Raw genomic sequence first — 17506 nt, forward strand, 5'->3', positions numbered from 1 at the left:
TTGAGTTAATTAGGTGTGGCCAATGTAAACTATAAGTTCTTCTAATAAAATACTTACAGTTTTCACATAATTCTTACTTGAAACACTGCGAATTAGAAATTGCTAATCGCGTCTGCAAGATCTGGTTGATCGATAAACGGGTTACGATTACCTTGGATTTTTTCAATTGCATTGTTACGTGCCATTTCAAGTTCATCAACTGGATCTAAGTGATTCCATCTTCTTAGGAAGTCTTCTTCTTCATCAGGGATTTCGATTTTGTAACGAACTGAGAAGTAGAATAGAGCGCGGGCAACGTTACCCTTATGAGAAGTAGGTGGTTCGAAAAAATTCTTTCCACCAGATGTAACCGATGGGCCAGACTTACTTAGTGCGCAGTTGCTTAGGTTAGCATTTTTTGTCACTTCAGCGAAGTCGTAGTTTCCTCTCGTCGAGTTTGCTCTAGAGTCAGTTGGGAATAAGTGGTGAAGGTCAGATTTCTGAGTTCCTTTATTCGCTTGTCCAGAGAACTTACTTTGAGGCCAAGTGTGCTCTGTGTTTAATTGATTTTGGTCTGGTAGTTTATCAGGTCCAACGTTTGTGAATTTAGTTCCACAGTATAGATCTGTAACGAAGTAACCGTTTTCACTTTTTTCTAAGTATAATTGTTGAAATAAATATTTTTTTGCATTGTCGTAACCTACAGCGTGGTGACCTGCAGATGTCTTCTTAAAAAGTTCTAGCTTAAGTGCTACGTCGTCAGATTGATTCGGTGCTAGTGCAAATGCACTAGAAGAGAAAAAACTAAGAAGCAAAATCAGCATTGCAAAATTCTTCATTCTTTATTTCCTGGTTAGGGTGTGTTGTATGCCCAAAAGTCTAGGAGATGAGTATTAGAATGACTAATATTTTTTATTAGGTTTTTGTTAGTTTTTATTTAATGTAAGTATTTTTTTTTATTTTAAAGAATCCAGGCGCTTTTTGATACCTTCTTCGCGCCCAATATTTGTTGGATGATAAAAAGTGGGAGTGCCCTCTGGTGCGTACTGTTGTTTCACCCAATGATTCTCATAACTGTGTGGATATAAATACGGTTTTGTATTTGGTGGTGGATAATTTCTTAAATGATTCGGCACTTCAATCGTTGAATTTGATTTCACATATTCGAGTGCTTCATTGATTGCCATGTAGGCAGCGTTACTTTTAAACGTAGATGCAAGATATGTTGTTGCATGTGCCAAAATAATTCGCGCTTCAGGCATTCCAATTTGTGAAACTGCTTGAAGAGCATTCATCGCGAGACTTAAAGCTGTTGGATCAGCGTTGCCAACATCTTCACTCGCAAAAATAACTAAACGTCTGGCGATGAAAACTGGATCTTCTCCACCATCAATCATTACTGCTAACCATAGGATGGCCGCTTGTGGATCACTTCCACGCATTGATTTAATGAAGGCAGAAATAACATCGTAATGACGATTGCCACCTTTATCAAATGCACGAGCGTTTTCTATAATGAGTTCTTTAACAGATTCTTTTGTAGGATCTTCTAGTTTTAGTGCAGCTTCAAGTGAGTTGAGTGCAACCCTTGCATCACCACCAGCATAACTAGCAATCGTGTGAACAAACTCAGAATCAAATGTTGAATTTATTCTTGTAAGAGCATTATCTAAAATCTTTTCAATCGACTCTGTCGTTAAAAGTTTCAACTCTATAATGTGCATGCGAGACAGAAGTGCTTTGTTCACAGACACGCGAGGATTCTCTGTCGTCGCTCCGATTAAAGTAAATGCACCAATCTCTATATAAGGAAGAAGGGCATCCTGCTGGGCCTTATTGAAGCGATGGATCTCATCAATAAAGATAATCGAATATTTTCCGGTAAGAGTTTTGTAGTCTTCCGCCTCAGCGATAATCTTCTTTAGGTCAGCAACTCCACCCAAAACAGCATTAAATGTATGGAATTCCTTCTTGGAAAGCTTGGCCAGAAGGCGAGCAAGAGTCGTTTTCCCAGTACCCGACGGTCCATAGAGGATAATGCTGGGGAAGTTTTGTTCGCGCAGATATGGGTACTTTTGAAAAATTTCCGAATGTCCGATAAACTCTGAGAACTCCTCTGGGCGAATTCTGTGGGCCAGAGGTGCAAAAGGGTCCTCATGATGACTAGATTTCCTAGATTTAGACGTAATTTGCCCTTCCGGAGCTGATTCTTCGTCTGTAGAGAGATCTGTGTCAAAGAGTGAGGTTTGTTTTTTTACCATAACTAGTCCGAAAGTCGTTGACTGGAAACTGGCGCTATCTTACATTGTTAAAACTTTTATAACTACAATTTTTGTAGTCCGAATGCCAAGAAAGAGGAGGTGACTTAAAATGGCTCAAGATCCACAATCAGCAATTACTGTTATGATCGACGAAAGATCTGGTGTAGAGCGTTCTTTGAAGAAATTCAAAAGAATGTGTGAATCATTTGGTGTTGTACGCGAGTACAGAAAACGCCAAGAGTACAAAAAACCTTCTGTAAAGCATAAGGAAAAAACCGAAGCAGCAGATAAACGTAGAAAGAAAACAGCAATGAAATCAACTAGAGTATCTAAATACTAATAGTATGAAATTGAAGGCCTCGAATGAGGCCTTTTTTTTTACCTTGAAGGCAAGCTATGAACACTCAAGAAATCAACGAAAAATTAAAGACACTTACTGAATGGACTTACGATGAAAAGACTTTGTCTTTGGTAAAAGCATTTCAGTTTAAAAGTTATTTAAAGAACATCGCTTTCGTTAATGCCGTTGCCTGGGTTGCCAATAAAGAAAATCATCACCCGGACCTAGAGGTGAGTTTTAACCGTTGTATTGTCAAGTTTACTACACACGATGCTGGTGGAGTTTCAGAAAAAGATTTTACTCTGGCAAAAATTGTAGACTCTTTATAGTCATCTAATCGTTCTCTCACAAAAATATCTATCTTATTGATTCATGGCCTCTTATACTATTTGTATGAAGACCTCTAAATCTCTCAGTATTGAATTTGCAACTCTGGCATTGATTGTAAGTTTAGCGATGATCTACTCACATGAGTCGGGATTCGATATTTTTCTTGCAGGCCATTTTTTTAATTCCACTGATCAGTGGATGTACCGCGATTCTTTTGTCTTAGAAAAGATTTTACATAAAGGCGGAGTTATTTTCAGCATCGTTCTTTTGGTCGCTTTTCTAGGCCGCTGGCTTTATCTTTTCAAAGTTGATGGTGACAAAAAACAAAGGGACTATGCAGGCTTTGTTTTTCTTTCATCAATACTCACTATTATCACAGTTTTTTTTCTAAAGAGATGGTCTACGCTTCCTTGTCCTTGGAATAGCGTGGCCTTTGGCGGGGGTGTAAATCCTCCTGAACTATTGAGGGCCTTCGCACTGGATCTTCCCAATGGACACTGTTTTCCTGCCGGGCACTCTTCTGGGGGCTTTTGCTTTTTATCACTGTATTTCGGATACACTTTTATTTATAGAAAAAGGAATTTCAAAACTTTAGTTCCTGGTCTTTTAATCGGAACCGCTTTTGGAATGACACAGCAGATGCGTGGTGCCCATTATTTATCTCATGACTTAACAACGATATTACTAAGTATTACAATCTCATGGATTATGTCTTTAATTTATTCTTATTATGATAAAAACTATGAAAATTAAATTATCACAAAATCAGCTTACACTCATCATCTCAATATTTTTCGTTCTCTTTTATAATTTAGCCTTTTTTAGTAAGACATTCGCAGTTTATCCAATTGATACTCAAAATATTTTTTTCTTAGCATCCATTGTGATCATCTTAATTTCAGCAACTAACCTGATGTTGAGTCTATTGCTTTTAATTATGAATTCATTTTTGAGAGTGGTGCGCTTAAAGGTCGTTTATAAAAGATTTTTTCTTGTGGTCTTCTTTCTGGCGATGCTTGCGGCCTACGTGATGGATACTTACAGCACTGTGATTGACGATACGATGTTATTAAATATTTTAAAGACAGACGCTAAAGAATCATTAGATCTGGTAACGATAAAATTATTTTTCTATATTATCTTCCTTTTTGTTCTCCCTATGTTTTTGATTTTTAAAATAGAGGTCAAGGAAGTATTGTTTAAAAAGGATTTGGTTTTAAAGTTAAAAACTATTTTAATTTCTCTGGTTGTCATCTTTGTGATGACGATTTCATTTGGAAAGTTTTATGCATCTTTTCTGCGTGAACAAAAGCCTTTAAGGTATTACACAAATCCGACTTATTGGATTTACTCAATGGGGAAATTCGGCAGCAGCTTCTTTAAGAATCCTAGTAAAGCACTTGAGGCCATTGGGAAAGGTTCCATAATCCCGGTACATGACGTTGACCGTGACATGGTGATTTTAGTTGTAGGGGAAACTGCAAGAAGAGATAGTTTTTCACTCAATGGAAATAAAAATGAAACCAATCCGCTACTTAAGAAAGAAAATGTCCTGAGTTTTACCAACGCCACTTCATGTGGGACTTCAACCGCGATTTCTGTGCCTTGTATGTTTTCATATTTTGGGCGTAGTAAGTTTAATGTAGACGATGCCAATTCAACTGAAAACCTTCTGGATGTTTTATCACATACACAAGAGGTAAATATTTTATGGCGAGACAATAACTCAGACTCTAAGGGAGTCGCAGTAAGAGCAAAATTTGAAGACTATAAAACGTCTGCAACCAATACGATCTGCGATGAGGAGTGCCGTGATGTGGGGATGCTGGTGGGGCTGCAAAAACATATTGATAGTGTTAAGGAAAAAGATATCCTGATTGTTTTACATCAAATGGGGAATCATGGGCCTGCCTACTACAAACGATACCCAAAAGAATTTGAGGTTTTCAGGCCTGTCTGCAAGACTAGTGAGCTTGGGAAATGTACCAATGAAGAAATTACCAATGCCTATGACAATGCTATTTTATATACCGATTATTTTTTATCTAAAGTCATCACGCTTTTAAAGGCCAACAGTAGCAAGTTTAATACGGCCATGCTTTATGTAAGTGATCATGGAGAGTCATTGGGAGAAAATGGTATATATCTGCATGGCCTGCCATATATGATGGCACCTAAAGAGCAAAAAGATATTGCAATGATTATGTGGTTTGGTGGAGGGATGGAAGCTGAAACAAACTATGTATTACTAAAAAAGAGACTTAACGAACCTTATTCTCACGACAATGTTTTTCATACAATCCTGGGAATGTTTGAAGTTGAATCTTCTGTTTATAAACCAGAAATGGACATTCTTGATGGTGTTCATATCCAAATTAATTCCACGAAAAATAATTGAGTCCATCTGATTAATACTCTATGACGATAGGGTATTAACAAAAAAATATTGTCACAGACGATTAAAGTGTTTTGTTTTTATTTTTATGATTTCACTCTAAGTGATTAGAAGAAAATAAAAGCATAATCAAAACACTCTGCTACACAATAAACATTGCTGAAATTTAATCTAAATTTTCTATCAATTTTTATCTATGTTTCATATGCTTCCTCTAAAGTTATACGCATGCCAAGAGGGCAAGGAGATATAGTGAATATCGTTTATGTGTCAGACCAGTACTGGCCATCAGTAAGTGGCGTTCCCGTTTCAATGGATTCTTTTAAAGAAAACTTTTCTTCAATGGGGCATACAATTAATTTGCTCGTCCCTGATTATCCAGAAGCTGCAGAGTGGGATAAATCTAACAATTCAACAAATGTTTTTCGTTTCAGCTCACGTTCTGTTTTCTTCAATAAAGAAAATCGTATTGTGAGAGGCTCGGAAAAAAAGAAAATTTATGCCAAGCTAAATGCTCTCAAGCCAGATTTAATTCATATCCATACTGAATTCTCTATGGCGAAAATTGTCATCAAATACGCTAGGAAAAATAAGATCCCCTTAGTTTTAACAGCTCATACTAATTGGGAAGAGTTGATCAATGAATATGTAAAGTTCATTCCTCATAAACTTGCACGCTTTTATTGTCGATCTTTGTTACGTAGAGTTTTTAATAAAGCTGATCGTATTATCGCACCGACAACACTGATGGCCTCAAGATTACACTCGTACAATATCAGCAGTCAGATTGATGTGATCCCAACAGGTGTTAACGTGAAACATTTTTCAAGGTTAGCTCTCAACGGCAAAATGAGTGTGAACTATAAGCTTGATATGATTGCTGACAGAGTACGTGGTTATAAAACATTGATGTATGTTGGAAGACTCGGCAGAGAAAAGAATATTAAATTCTTAATCGATGTCTTTCATAAACTGACTGAAACTCATAACGATATTAAATTTGTCATTGTCGGTGGAGGCCCTTCACGTAATGAACTCCAGGCCTATGTCCGTCATTTAGATTTGGAAGACTTAGTTTTATTCACTGGATTTGTTGAAAGAGAAATGCTCAAGGATTTTTATTCTTTGGCCTACGTTTTTATTTTTGGATCAAAAGTTGAGAGTCAGGGACTGGTCATTCTTGAGTCAATGACTTGTGGAACACCTGTTGTGGCCATTGGTGAAATGGGGACCAAAGCGTTAATGCGCAGAGGGCGCGGTGGCTTCATGGTTAAGGACGATATAGATTTATTTATCGAAAAGGTGGATTTACTATTAAGCGATCCAGAGGTCTACAAAAGTAAGGCCGCTGAGGCCCTGCAGGAAGCAGAAGAATGGCGAAGTGAAATCATGTCCGAAAGAGTTCTCACACTTTATGAAGATTTACTAATTGAAAAAGGAAGATTTAATGCAATTCAAATTTATGAAACACATTCTCTTGATAGCGTTGACAACACTGACTATCTCAAGTGCAGTGGCAGCTGATAAAAAAGCAGATATCAAAAAAATCTTAGATGGTGTGGATAGACTTTATCGTTCGGAACATAGTTTTGGTACGCTGGAGATGCGCATTGAAACTCCTGACTGGAAACGTACACTGGACATTAACGTCTGGGCCTCTGGATTAGATAAAACATTTATCAGAATTTTATCGCCACAAAAAGATAAAGGTGTCGCCACTTTAAGAATTCAAAATGATATGTGGAACTTCTTTCCAAAGATCGACAAGACGATGAAGGTGCCACCTTCGATGATGATGGGATCATGGATGGGGTCTGACTTCACTAACGATGACTTAGTTAAAGAGAGTACATTTATAAAAGATTATGATTCGGCATTAACTGAACCTACTGTCGCTGATATCACTAATTATTATATTGAATTAAAACCTAAGGCAAAAACGGCAACTGTTTGGGATAAAATTATTCTGATTGTTAACAAGCAAACGTCAATTCCAGTGCGCCAGGAGTACTACGATGACAAAGGTGTGAAAATCAGAGAGATCGTCTTTAAGGATATCAAGAAATTTGGCAATAGAAACATCCCCGCTGTGATGGAGTTAACACCTTTTAATAAGGCCGGACACAAGACGACGATTGAATACAAAGAACTGAAGTTTGACAGTGTTGACGAAGCCGTCTTTTCTCAAATCAATTTACAAAAGCGTATTTAAATTTATGTTAATTTTAAAAATAGCATTTCGAAATATATTCAGGCAGAGGCGTCGCTCGGCATTTACTATCTTAACGATGGTAGGGGGCTTTGTTCTTTTCTCTCTTGCCTTATCTATTTCTGAAGGGACTTACGGAACAGTTATTGAAAAATTCACGAAGTCCTATACTGGACACCTACAGGTTCATAAAAATGGTTATCTCGATAAACCGTCACTTTATAAATCTTTAGATGACTATGCGACACTCAGTAATGAAATTAAAAAAATCCCAGGTGTAAAATCATGGACTCCTCGAGTTTACTCAGGAGCTCTGGCCTCAAAAGATAAAAAAACTTCGATGGCAAGGATCATAGGAATTGATCCGGAGGCAGAGGCCAGGACTACATCTATTAAGATGAAAGTGAAAGAAGGTGAGTATTTAAAAGCAACGACTGAAGTTAAAAATAATGTCATCATTGGAGCGGGCCTTGCTGAAACTTTGAAGTTGAAGCTAGGAGACGAAATGGTACTGGTTGGACAAGGGGCCGATGGCTCAATCTCCAACGATATTTTTATCGTGAGCGGAATCTTAAAAGGCGATGTTTACTCCAAAGATCGAAACTACTGCTACATGGATATAAAAAAGGCACAGTCCTTTTTATCTATGGACACTAACTTCCATGAAATTGCCATTATCGTAGATGAATATCAAAACGCTGATAGTGCAGCTGCATTTTTAGATGAGAATTTTAAAAAAGCAGGTCTCTCAAATCTTGAAGTTCTTCCTTGGGCCAAAGTTGAAAAACAATTTTACAACACTATGGTTTTTGAAAAGAAAGGGATGCGCATTTGCTTGATCGTTATCGTGATTATTGTGGCCATTGGCGTACTTAATACTGTGTTGATGACTATTTTAGAGAGGACAACAGAGTATGGAGTGCTAAGGGCGTTGGGGACCAGACCTTTGACACTTTTTTGGATGATTATTTTAGAGAGTGCCGGGCTTGCCATTATCTCGATCATTATAGGATTCATTATAAGTTTTATTTTAAATTATTGGGTTTCGATTCATGGAATTGATTACCCCAATCCGATTGATATCGGAGGATTCACTATTACGACGATGTACGGTCTGATTTATGCCGGTGCCTTTATAGGTCCTGCTATCGTCACTTTTGTGACGGCCTTATTCGTGAGTATTTTTCCCGCAATTAGGGCGATGAAAATCAGCCCGGTTGAAGCGATGAGGATGAATTAAATGTGGTTAGTACTTAAGCTCGCATGGAGAAATATTTTTAGAAACAAGAGGCGCACGATTCTCTCGGTTCTCGCTATTGGAGTGGGGCTAGCTGCGATGATGTTTGCCGATGCTCTTATCGTAAGCCTGGGTGAGACGATGGTTCGTTCGGCGACTGAAGACTTCTCAGGTAATGCCCAGATCCATCAAAGTGAGTTCGTAAAAAACTTAGAAGTGGAAAAAGTCATCACGAATAGCGAGCAAATTTTAAAAGACTTAAAAAGTGAAAACGAATTACAAAGTTTTACTCCAAGAGTTTTAAGTTATGGAATGCTTACTTCAACTTCCGATGCCAACAATATTATTGTGTACGGGATCGATGCAGAACAAGAAAAAGGCGTTTCAAGAATTTCGCAATTGATGGTGCAAGGGGATTATTTAAATGCCCAGGATGACCGAAAAATTCTTATCGGTAAAAAACTAGCGGACAATCTTAATATTGGAGTTGGTGACAGGGTTGTTGTGACGGTTGCAAAATCAGGATTGGGAGAGCTTTCTCAGGAGATGTTTCGCGTCGGTGGGATTTTTGCTTTTGGTGTGCGTGAGATGGATGAAAATGTGGCGTTTATTAATTTAAGCGTGGCACAGAGTATTCTTAACCTTGGAAGTAATATTCATGAAATTGCATTGAACTTTAAAGACCTGAATATTCCCGCAAAAAAACATTACTCGATCGCTACCAAATACTCTAAAGACGGTAACGTCGTGAGTGGATGGAATAAAATGTTTAAAGACCTGGCCGCTATTTTAGAATTCACTCAGTTTTCGCTGGGGATTCTGGCCGTCATTTTATTCGGCATCATTGCTTTTGGGATTATGAATACATTGTTTATGTCCCTATATGAGAGGATGTTTGAATTTGGCGTTCTTCGCGCTGTAGGAACCAGGCCAAGTGTTGTGGCCAGAATGATTCTTTATGAAGCTTTTATGATGGCCCTGGTGAGTACTGTTGTTGGTGTGATCATCGGAATTATCTTAATTGGATTCTTTTCCAAGTATGGAATCGATTACCGCGGAATTGAATACGCTCACTTAGTTTTTAAAGACAAAATTTACCCTCACTTTCGATTGATCCAATTTACTCTTTATCCTGTCTGTCTGATTGTCTTTGCGACGCTCGTGGGGATTTACCCTGCGATTTATGCAGCAAAAATTATCCCGGCAGTCGCATTGAGGAAAAAGTAGTGCAGTTAAAAATTACGAACGGAGAAAATGTATGATTCAAAATATGGAAAATATGGGCGGTGACATTTTACGAACTGAAAATGTCATGAAAACTTATATGTCAGGCGAGATCGAAGTCACAGCTTTACATAAGATTAATATTGCCATCAAAAAAGGTGAGTTCACTGCGATTGCGGGGCCATCTGGTTCAGGGAAATCAACACTACTTAATTTATTAAGTGGTCTCGATAGACCAAGTAACGGAAAAGTTTTTATCGATCAAAGGCCAATCAGCGATATGAGTGGAAACCAACTATCAGACTTCAGAAGAGATCACATTGGATTTATCTTCCAGTCTTATAATTTAATTCCCGTTTTAACGGTTAAGGAAAATATTGAGTACATTATGCTTATTCAGGGAATACCTGAAGGCGAGCGGGCAGAACGTGTGAATGATGTCTTAAAAGATGTAGGACTCACAACAATGGGAAATAGAAGGCCTGCTCAGTTGTCTGGAGGTCAGCAGCAGAGAGTGGCCATTGCCCGTGCGGTTGTCTCTCGTCCAAGTATTATTCTGGCCGATGAGCCGACGGCCAATCTTGACTCTGTTACGGCCGACAACCTGATTGATATGATGAGATCGCTTAACGAAACGAAGGGCATCACATTTTTATTTTCTACTCACGATAAAAGAATCATGGATCACTCTAAAAGATTAATTATTTTAAAAGACGGAAACATTGATAGTGATACATAAAAAAACCATCTATCTTTTCAGCACACTTTTATATGTCTTAGCTTTTGCCAGGAACTCTTACGCACTCAATGGAAGTTATAAAACATATTTTTCGGAATCGAAGACTCCTTATGAGGACTCATACGCCGGTGAGCTGACGAGTACCTTTAGACCTAAGTACACATGGTCACCTAATGAGAATTATACTTTTTATGCGGCCTACGCGTTATCAGTTGACTGGCAAAAAAGATCACCACTTTTATTAGCTGGGCCCAAGGCCAAACAAGGATACCGCGTTCTAGACTTAGACCAGGAGCTTTATTCTTCTGATAAGGACAATCAAAAATCATCCCGTGTTTTACTTAACCAAAACCTTGATCGATTTTATGTAAGTTACAGCAAGAATGCATTCAACCTTAATGTCGGGCGAGCGCCTATTGCTTTTGGGTCTTCCAAAATAATTAATCCCACTGATGTCTTAACTCCCATTTCTTATCAGACCTTGGATAAAGAAGAGCGAGTAGGAATAGACACGATTAGAGTGAATTACTCACTTGGGGCCTTGAGTTTATTGGATATAGGTTATGTTCTTGGACATAAATTAGATTTTTCAGAAAGTGCAGTTTTTACCAGATTAAAAACCAATGTATGGGCCACAGATGTCTCCATCATGCTGATGGATTTTCAAGAAAACTTAATGACGGGAGTCGATTTTTCAAGATCTATTGGCAATGCAAGTGCGTGGCTTGAAAGTGCCTATGTTGTTCCTAAGTTTTTTAATCAAGATGAGAAAAACAATTTTAAAAGTTATTTACGAACGACAATAGGATTTGATTATAAACTAACTGAATCCATTTATAGCTACATTGAATACCACTACAATGGAGCGGGGGCGAGTGATCCCAAGCGCTACATGTTTTTGCAGAGTCAGCCGGCCTATCAAGAGGGAGGAGTTTATTTGCAGGGAGCTCACTATGTGGCCCCGGGAATGACTTATGAATTAAGCTCACTCTGGAAATTAACCGGACAATTTTTATTAAACTTAAGCGATCATTCAATCTTTAATAATCTGGCATTAGAGTACAATGTGGCCCAGGATGCTTTTATTGATCTAGGTGCTTATGTGCCTGCAGGAAAAAAATCGCAATACATTCAGAGATCTGAATTCGGATCTTACCCAACTTCAATCTACACATCTCTTAGATTTTATTTTTAGTTTTTATTTTAAAGTGGGATCGAGCTCTGTGCCCATTTCATATGACAGCTCTGCAAGCTTCATTTCATAGTTATAAGCAGCTTCAACGAACTGCTGATAGATTTGTGCTTTAAGCGTATAAGACTCGATAATATCCTTTGCTGGAGTGATCCCCATGGCAACTCCGGTTGCGATATTATTTAAAAGTTTCTTAGATGATTTATAAGATTTTTCCAGCTCAGTTGCCTTAAGTCCTGCTTCCACTAAATCCAGGTAAATCTTTTCAATTTGAATCGGAAGATTTTTCTGAGCATAGGCCTGTTGAACTTTGATTGATTCTAAGTCAATTCTGGCAGCACTTACGTTACTTGATTTAACTCCAAAATCAATTTCCCAGATAAGTCCGACACCGATAGAGAATTCAGAAGTATTATATGAGTCATAAGCGAATTTTGAGGTCTGTTTAGTAGAACCAGGAGTTTCTCTCCAGTCGTATGAAGAAAAAATTCCGAACACTGGAAGCTGAGATTTTTTTTCACTCGTTAAAAAAGAGGTCTTGGCATCCACTCCAATATTGGCCTTTCTTAGGTCGACATTGGTCTGAGCAAGCATATTATTTAGATCGGCAAGTGTGGGAATCTTTCTTTGATTGAATTCAATCCAATCCTGCTCAACTGTCGGGGCTTCTGTTTGGGAGATGTATTTTAATCCCAAAAGGCCTTGAGCTAAGCCTTTTTCAATTTCATATTTTTTTACTTGAGCAAGGGATCTAAAAAGAGTCAGCTTAGTGAAGTCTTCATCGCTATTTTTCTTTTTATTTTCTTTCATGCCCTTTAAGACATCGTCTAAGTCGCTAAGGGTTGATCCAGCAAATTCATTAAGGCTCGAAGCGTACTGAAAGCCGTAATAGTATTCTTTCACTTTTCTAATCAGCTGAGCTTCTTTCTTTTCAACATCGAGAGCTTTCACTTTCATGTTCCCGTCGGCAGCTTTGATTAAATCATTCTGGCGGTTGAAAGCAAAAAGAGGGACTTTTAAATCAATTTTAGCAACGTAAGTGACAGTGTCGATTCTATTTGATTGAGTAGACTCAAGGGGGTTCCCAGTGACACTCTTATTTGGGCCAACACCACTTAAAATAGAAAGTTTTGGTCTGGTCTCACCATTGATACGCTCAAATAGTGTTTTTGCTTTTTCAACTTCAAACTCTTCAATCTTAACTTCCGGATGAACTTTCGCAAGCTCAATGAGTTCTTTTAATTGGTACGCCTTTGCTTGCGTATCAACACAGATAAGTAGAGTGATGAGGAAGAAAAAAAGATTTTTCATTAAGTTTTCTTGTTAAGTGCCTTTAGGCGATTGTTAAGAAGTTCTTTCACTCCATTCCAACCTTTTTCTTTTAGTGCTTTGTTCATTTTATCGTTGATCGTTTTAACCCACGATTCTTCATCAATAGAGACATCGATAACTTTCCATCCTGATGTGCTTTTAACTAGTGAGTAACTCACGTCCGTCTTTTCACCTTTTTTTGCAACTGTTGAAGGAACAGTGGCCTTAGTCCCATCAACTAAAGTGCTGCCGTAAGTGATCTTTACGCCTTTAAGGAATTCAGGTGCCTTAGGGTAAACTGTCTTTGTGATGATTTCTTTAATGCTTGTTTCGAACCATTGAAGATCCGATGTTGATCTCTTTTTTGCTTCTGCTCCAAGAATGTTCAGGGACATTTGTTTAAAATCGAAGTTTCCATCAAGTTCACTTTTAAGTTTTGGATTATTAAGAGGGTTCTCTTTTTGAGCTAAGGTAAAAATATTTTGGATCAGAGCTTCAGGGGCCACGTCGGCCGATGTTTGAGCTTTGACGAACACGGGAAGTAGCAGTAAAAGAGTAAAAAATAACTTCATATTTTTGATCCCAGGAATTTAATAAATTTAGGGCTCAATATAGAAACAAACGGGTACCAATGTCTATTCTAAAATGGAATTTAAAGCATTTTTATATCATGCCGGTTATCGCAATCATTTTCAGTATTTGGGGGGCCATGCAAGCACCAAAACTGAAAGTTAATATGGATCTTTCCGGGCTCCTTTCTGATACCAACCCGGCCGTTGTAGAGATGAACCACGTTTCGGACATGGTTGGGGGCGGCGGTTACCTGATTGCTCTGGTCGGACCGATGGTTTCTCCGGAAAAAGTCCTGCCTCAAATCACTGAAACACTTAAAGAAGTTCCTAGAATTAAATACTCTTATTACGAGAGAGAGACTTACTCGCTAAAAGATAAGGCCCTTTTCTTAATCAGCAAAAAAGAATTCAAGCAAATGTTAACCAATGCTCAAATTCTATTTTCAGATAAGAAAGTGGACACAACAGGACTCGATTTATTTGGTGATGGCGACCAGACTGAAGATATCAAAGACGCTAAGAAATTCTTTTCTGATTTAAAAACAAAAATTCCTCAGGACCGCTACTTTTTATCTCAGGATAAAAAATACGCCATGCTTTTAATTAAGCCGGACTTTGGTTCAACGGACCTGGATTCTTCAGAAGTTTTAATCGGCAATGTTAATACGGCGATGGCAAAGAAGTTTGGAAAAAAAGTTCCTTACCAATTGAGTGGACGTTATGTTGAAAAAATTGAAGATAAACAACAGTTTGATCGCGACATTGCCAAGACTTCAATTATTTCGACAGTCCTTTTAATTATCGTTTTATTTTTTGGCCTAGGAACGATGAGAGCTGGCTGGTTTACTCTTGCCGGTGTTTTCATGGCGATGGGGCAGACGGTTGGTCTTGCTTATCTTTTCGTTGGGCGAATCAATATTTTAACCGGGTTTTTACTGGCGATTTTATCGGGACTTGGATCTGAGTACGGTATCCACTTTGTCCGTCGTTATATTAAAGAAAGACAGAGCGGTAAGAATAAACTTGAGGCCATCGAAGAAACTTATCTGGTAATGGGACGCTCACTTTTTTCTGCAGCTCTAACATCAGCAGCAGCCTTTTTCATTTTATCTATTTCAGATTTTAGAGGATTCTCAGAGTTGGGGATCATCGCTGGGATGGGGATCGTTTGTATTTATTTTACTTTCATGTGTATCTTTCCATTGGGAGCAAGAATTCTTCCTCACAAGAAAGAAGGGCATATTCAGGAAAAAGTTTCGAGATTTTTCTACGCTTACCCGTTTAAAACAAAACATGCGGCGTGGTGTTTGATCTTAATCCCAATACTGGGATACGGAATTTATAATGCTTATTTCGAGTACGATTTCGAAAGACTTCACAACTTCTCAAAAAAGACTCAGGAACTTAACAAACTGACAGATAATCTTTATGGAAGGGCGATTACGCCTTCTGCGATTTTAACCCGCGATTTAGAGCAGGTTAAGTCGTTAGAGACATGGCTTAAGAGTGAGGAAAATGATGAAATAATTGATCAGGTTATTTCATACAATACGCTTGTGCCGGATGATATGCAGACTCGTTACTCTCGCATTCAGAAAATGAAAGGAAAGATTAACGAACTTTCACCAAAAGAGATCGAAGAAAAAACTCAGTTGAGTTATGAGCAGGTCCAACGCTGGTTAAATACATCACCTTATGGAGATGAGCTGGTTCCTGATTCTCTTGCTGGAAATTTTGGTAAAGATAAAAATATTATTTTAGTTTACCCGAAAGAGCGCCAGGGGACTTATGACAATATTAACCGCTACGCTGGAGTTCTCCTGAAGGCCAAAAAGCTTTTCCCGGGAATGGAAGTAGGGTCTGATACATTAGTATTCTCTGCGATTTTAAACCACATCATCGAAGATGGAAAAATCGTTTTAGTTCTCTTCTTAGTTGGAGCATTTTTTGTGTTCTGGCCGGACTTTAAGAATCTTAGATACGCACTGATTTTAGAAGGTCAGTTGATCATCGGATGTCTTTTACTCGTGGCCTTAATGGGACTATTCCATGAGCCGTTTACGATCTTAAACGTCGCCATTATTCCTGCGGTACTCGCGGCCGGAATTGATATGGGGGTGCATCAGATCCACGATGAAATTGAACACAAGGATCAGCCGTTACCGAACCCGAGAAAACGTGGAGAAGCTCTCTCTGCGGCCAGAAGAATTTCAGGGCCCGTTCATTTGGGAATGCTGACATCTATCTGTGGTTTCGGAGCACTACTTTTTGCTGAAGCAAAAATGCTTAACGGAGTAGGTTGGATTTCCATGATGGGACAGATTTCAATGTATCTGATCTGTATGGTTCTCTTCCCAATGCTTAAAGATTACGTTTACTCATTTAAGAAAAAATAGTTATTTCGCTTTCTTTTTACGTTCAAATTTGGCCGGGAAGTCTGGTAATAAAAAAGACTCCTGTGCCATTTTTAACGGATCCTTCTCAATCAATTTAAATAAATCATCAAAGCTATTAATGACAAAATACACCGGCTGAAGAATATCAATTCTAAAAGGTGTGCGAAGAGCGTCCATGGGATCAAGCTCACGTCTTTCTGGAATGTCACTTTCAACAGAGTAGATCACTTCTGATTTCGAAGATAAAATCCCGCCACCGTAAGCTTTAATTTGTCCCTCTTCTCTGATGAGACCAAACTCAATGGTGAACCAGAACAATCTAAACATTCTCATTTGTGTTTTTTTATCTGCTAAAAGAGCAAGCTTTCCATACTGGTGCATGAACTCAGCGTAAGGAGCGTTTGTCAGCAATGGACAATGCCCAAAAAGTTCATGAAAGACATCGGGCTCCTGGATATAGTCAATATCTTCGGGAGTGCGGATAAAGTTCGCGGCCGGAAATCTTTTGTTCGCCAGCAAACTAAAAAATTCTTCAGGCTGAATAAGAGCGGGAACAGGTTCAACTCCCCATCCAGTATGTTGTTTTAAAATTTCAGTGATCTCAAAATGCTGAGGGATCTTATCAGTGAAATGTAGTAGCTCTACACCTTTTAGATACTCTTTTGAAGCGCGTGTTTGCATTAATTCTTTTTGTCTCTTAAGCAAAAAGGCCCAGGTTTCATTTTCAGTATTTCCATAATGAGCACGCCCATCCTTATCAAGAGGGAGTGATTCATAGACGTGTTTTGCTTTCATGACAGCTCTCTTTTATAAATGGATTTTCTCATGGAAAACATGGCGTACAAGGCGGGATAAATTAATTTATCCATGAAGGCATTTCCAGTTGAGTATTCGATATCATCAACCACGTTGCACATATTATTTCCAGTGCGCTCAATTCTATGAACATGCAACCAATGCTTAAGTGGGGGAGGAATGATCACGCCACGATCGACGAAATAAATTTCATCTTCACTTTCATAATAATCAGTGATGTGACTGACCCATCTTTGACCTGCAACTTTTAAGTGAACTTCATCACCTTTTTTGCATCCGTCAAAACGCTCAACAACTAAATTAACCACCGGAGGTTTGAGTGCCTCAAAGAGTTTTAAGTTGAATTGGGCGAAAACCTCGCGGAAGTTTTTTTGAATTGGGGTCGATATGAGAATTTTCATTCTTGTTTCTCGGTCTTTTAAAGGTTTTGCTTAGTCTTATTAGGTTCTTAAAAGTTGATAAAAAGCATCGGAACAGAATTAATTTTTTTTAATTTCACCTAAAT

Annotated in this window: 17 protein-coding genes; 11 read left to right on the forward strand and 6 right to left on the reverse strand. The window is 38.3% G+C overall.

Translation table 11 applies throughout. The features are described from left to right. Positions 1-92: 92 nt before the first annotated feature. A complete protein-coding gene (locus SHI21_RS06400; protein WP_323575449.1) occupies positions 93-818 on the reverse strand; it encodes an endonuclease I family protein in 726 nt (241 codons plus the stop codon). Between the two features lie 117 nt (positions 819-935). Beyond that, the gene (locus SHI21_RS06405; RefSeq protein ID WP_323575450.1) at positions 936-2240 is read right to left on the reverse strand and encodes a replication-associated recombination protein A; all 1305 of its coding nucleotides are present in this window, start codon (positions 2238-2240) and stop codon (positions 936-938) included. A 109-nt stretch (positions 2241-2349) separates the two neighbouring features. On the opposite strand from SHI21_RS06405, the gene rpsU reads away from it, so the two are divergent. The 10 genes from rpsU to SHI21_RS06455 all read left to right on the forward strand — a co-directional run bounded on the left by rpsU (position 2350) and on the right by SHI21_RS06455 (position 11909). After that, on the forward strand, positions 2350-2580 hold the full coding sequence (gene rpsU, locus SHI21_RS06410; protein ID WP_407079773.1) for a 30S ribosomal protein S21: 231 nt from the start codon (positions 2350-2352) through the stop codon (positions 2578-2580). A 56-nt stretch (positions 2581-2636) separates the two neighbouring features. Continuing rightward, positions 2637-2909 (forward strand): 4a-hydroxytetrahydrobiopterin dehydratase, encoded by a 273-nt coding sequence (locus SHI21_RS06415; RefSeq protein WP_323575451.1) that lies wholly within the window; start codon positions 2637-2639, stop codon positions 2907-2909. 64 nt (positions 2910-2973) lie between these two features. Then, positions 2974-3663: a phosphatase PAP2 family protein gene (locus SHI21_RS06420; protein ID WP_323575452.1), complete on the forward strand. Its 690-nt coding sequence runs from the start codon at positions 2974-2976 to the stop codon at positions 3661-3663. Further along, complete coding sequence (locus tag SHI21_RS06425; protein WP_323575453.1) at positions 3653-5308, forward strand: phosphoethanolamine transferase; 1656 nt, start codon at positions 3653-3655, stop codon at positions 5306-5308. Before SHI21_RS06420 ends, SHI21_RS06425 begins: the two co-directional genes overlap by 11 nt. Before the next feature lie 249 nt (positions 5309-5557). Then, positions 5558-6829 (forward strand): glycosyltransferase, encoded by a 1272-nt coding sequence (locus tag SHI21_RS06430; protein ID WP_323575454.1) that lies wholly within the window; start codon positions 5558-5560, stop codon positions 6827-6829. After that, on the forward strand, positions 6753-7517 hold the full coding sequence (locus SHI21_RS06435) for an outer membrane lipoprotein-sorting protein (RefSeq protein ID WP_323575455.1): 765 nt from the start codon (positions 6753-6755) through the stop codon (positions 7515-7517). Before SHI21_RS06430 ends, SHI21_RS06435 begins: the two co-directional genes overlap by 77 nt. Positions 7518-7521: 4 nt before the next feature. Beyond that, positions 7522-8754 (forward strand): ABC transporter permease, encoded by a 1233-nt coding sequence (locus SHI21_RS06440; RefSeq protein WP_323575456.1) that lies wholly within the window; start codon positions 7522-7524, stop codon positions 8752-8754. After that, entirely contained in the window at positions 8755-9978 is a 1224-nt protein-coding gene (locus SHI21_RS06445) for an ABC transporter permease (protein ID WP_323575457.1), read from the forward strand. 31 nt (positions 9979-10009) lie between these two features. Further along, a complete protein-coding gene (locus tag SHI21_RS06450; protein WP_323575458.1) occupies positions 10010-10714 on the forward strand; it encodes an ABC transporter ATP-binding protein in 705 nt (234 codons plus the stop codon). Next, positions 10704-11909 (forward strand): hypothetical protein, encoded by a 1206-nt coding sequence (locus SHI21_RS06455; protein ID WP_323575459.1) that lies wholly within the window; start codon positions 10704-10706, stop codon positions 11907-11909. Before SHI21_RS06450 ends, SHI21_RS06455 begins: the two co-directional genes overlap by 11 nt. 3 nt (positions 11910-11912) lie before the next feature. Here SHI21_RS06455 and SHI21_RS06460 read toward each other — a convergent pair whose 3' ends face one another. Together SHI21_RS06460 and SHI21_RS06465 are read right to left on the reverse strand one after the other, a co-directional pair. Next, the gene (locus SHI21_RS06460; protein ID WP_323575460.1) at positions 11913-13217 is read right to left on the reverse strand and encodes a TolC family protein; all 1305 of its coding nucleotides are present in this window, start codon (positions 13215-13217) and stop codon (positions 11913-11915) included. Next, the gene (locus tag SHI21_RS06465; RefSeq protein ID WP_323575461.1) at positions 13217-13789 is read right to left on the reverse strand and encodes an ABC transporter substrate-binding protein; all 573 of its coding nucleotides are present in this window, start codon (positions 13787-13789) and stop codon (positions 13217-13219) included. The genes SHI21_RS06460 and SHI21_RS06465 overlap by 1 nt, the downstream gene beginning before the upstream one ends. A 59-nt stretch (positions 13790-13848) precedes the next feature. On the opposite strand from SHI21_RS06465, the gene SHI21_RS06470 reads away from it, so the two are divergent. Further along, positions 13849-16185, forward strand: a complete 2337-nt coding sequence (locus SHI21_RS06470) for an efflux RND transporter permease subunit (protein ID WP_323575463.1) — start codon at positions 13849-13851, stop codon at positions 16183-16185. Here SHI21_RS06470 and phhA read toward each other — a convergent pair whose 3' ends face one another. Both phhA and SHI21_RS06480 read right to left on the reverse strand, forming a co-directional pair. Beyond that, positions 16186-16980 (reverse strand): phenylalanine 4-monooxygenase, encoded by a 795-nt coding sequence (gene phhA, locus SHI21_RS06475; protein WP_323575464.1) that lies wholly within the window; start codon positions 16978-16980, stop codon positions 16186-16188. Next, entirely contained in the window at positions 16977-17402 is a 426-nt protein-coding gene (locus SHI21_RS06480; RefSeq protein WP_323575465.1) for an SRPBCC family protein, read from the reverse strand. The genes phhA and SHI21_RS06480 overlap by 4 nt, the downstream gene beginning before the upstream one ends. Between the last annotated feature and the right edge of the window lie 104 nt (positions 17403-17506).

Source organism: Bacteriovorax sp. PP10 (assembly GCF_035013165.1).
Taxonomy (GTDB): domain Bacteria; phylum Bdellovibrionota; class Bacteriovoracia; order Bacteriovoracales; family Bacteriovoracaceae; genus Bacteriovorax; species Bacteriovorax antarcticus.

Coding starts and splice junctions, on each gene's coding strand:
- SHI21_RS06400 (WP_323575449.1), bottom strand. CDS start 818: ATGAAGAATTTTGCAATGCTGATTTTGCTTCTTAGTTTTTTCTCTTCT.
- SHI21_RS06405 (WP_323575450.1), bottom strand. CDS start 2,240: ATGGTAAAAAAACAAACCTCACTCTTTGACACAGATCTCTCTACAGAC.
- rpsU (WP_407079773.1), top strand. CDS start 2,350: ATGGCTCAAGATCCACAATCAGCAATTACTGTTATGATCGACGAAAGA.
- SHI21_RS06415 (WP_323575451.1), top strand. CDS start 2,637: ATGAACACTCAAGAAATCAACGAAAAATTAAAGACACTTACTGAATGG.
- SHI21_RS06420 (WP_323575452.1), top strand. CDS start 2,974: ATGAAGACCTCTAAATCTCTCAGTATTGAATTTGCAACTCTGGCATTG.
- SHI21_RS06425 (WP_323575453.1), top strand. CDS start 3,653: ATGAAAATTAAATTATCACAAAATCAGCTTACACTCATCATCTCAATA.
- SHI21_RS06435 (WP_323575455.1), top strand. CDS start 6,753: ATGCAATTCAAATTTATGAAACACATTCTCTTGATAGCGTTGACAACA.
- SHI21_RS06440 (WP_323575456.1), top strand. CDS start 7,522: ATGTTAATTTTAAAAATAGCATTTCGAAATATATTCAGGCAGAGGCGT.
- SHI21_RS06445 (WP_323575457.1), top strand. CDS start 8,755: ATGTGGTTAGTACTTAAGCTCGCATGGAGAAATATTTTTAGAAACAAG.
- SHI21_RS06450 (WP_323575458.1), top strand. CDS start 10,010: ATGATTCAAAATATGGAAAATATGGGCGGTGACATTTTACGAACTGAA.
- SHI21_RS06460 (WP_323575460.1), bottom strand. CDS start 13,217: ATGAAAAATCTTTTTTTCTTCCTCATCACTCTACTTATCTGTGTTGAT.
- SHI21_RS06465 (WP_323575461.1), bottom strand. CDS start 13,789: ATGAAGTTATTTTTTACTCTTTTACTGCTACTTCCCGTGTTCGTCAAA.
- SHI21_RS06470 (WP_323575463.1), top strand. CDS start 13,849: ATGTCTATTCTAAAATGGAATTTAAAGCATTTTTATATCATGCCGGTT.
- phhA (WP_323575464.1), bottom strand. CDS start 16,980: ATGAAAGCAAAACACGTCTATGAATCACTCCCTCTTGATAAGGATGGG.
- SHI21_RS06480 (WP_323575465.1), bottom strand. CDS start 17,402: ATGAAAATTCTCATATCGACCCCAATTCAAAAAAACTTCCGCGAGGTT.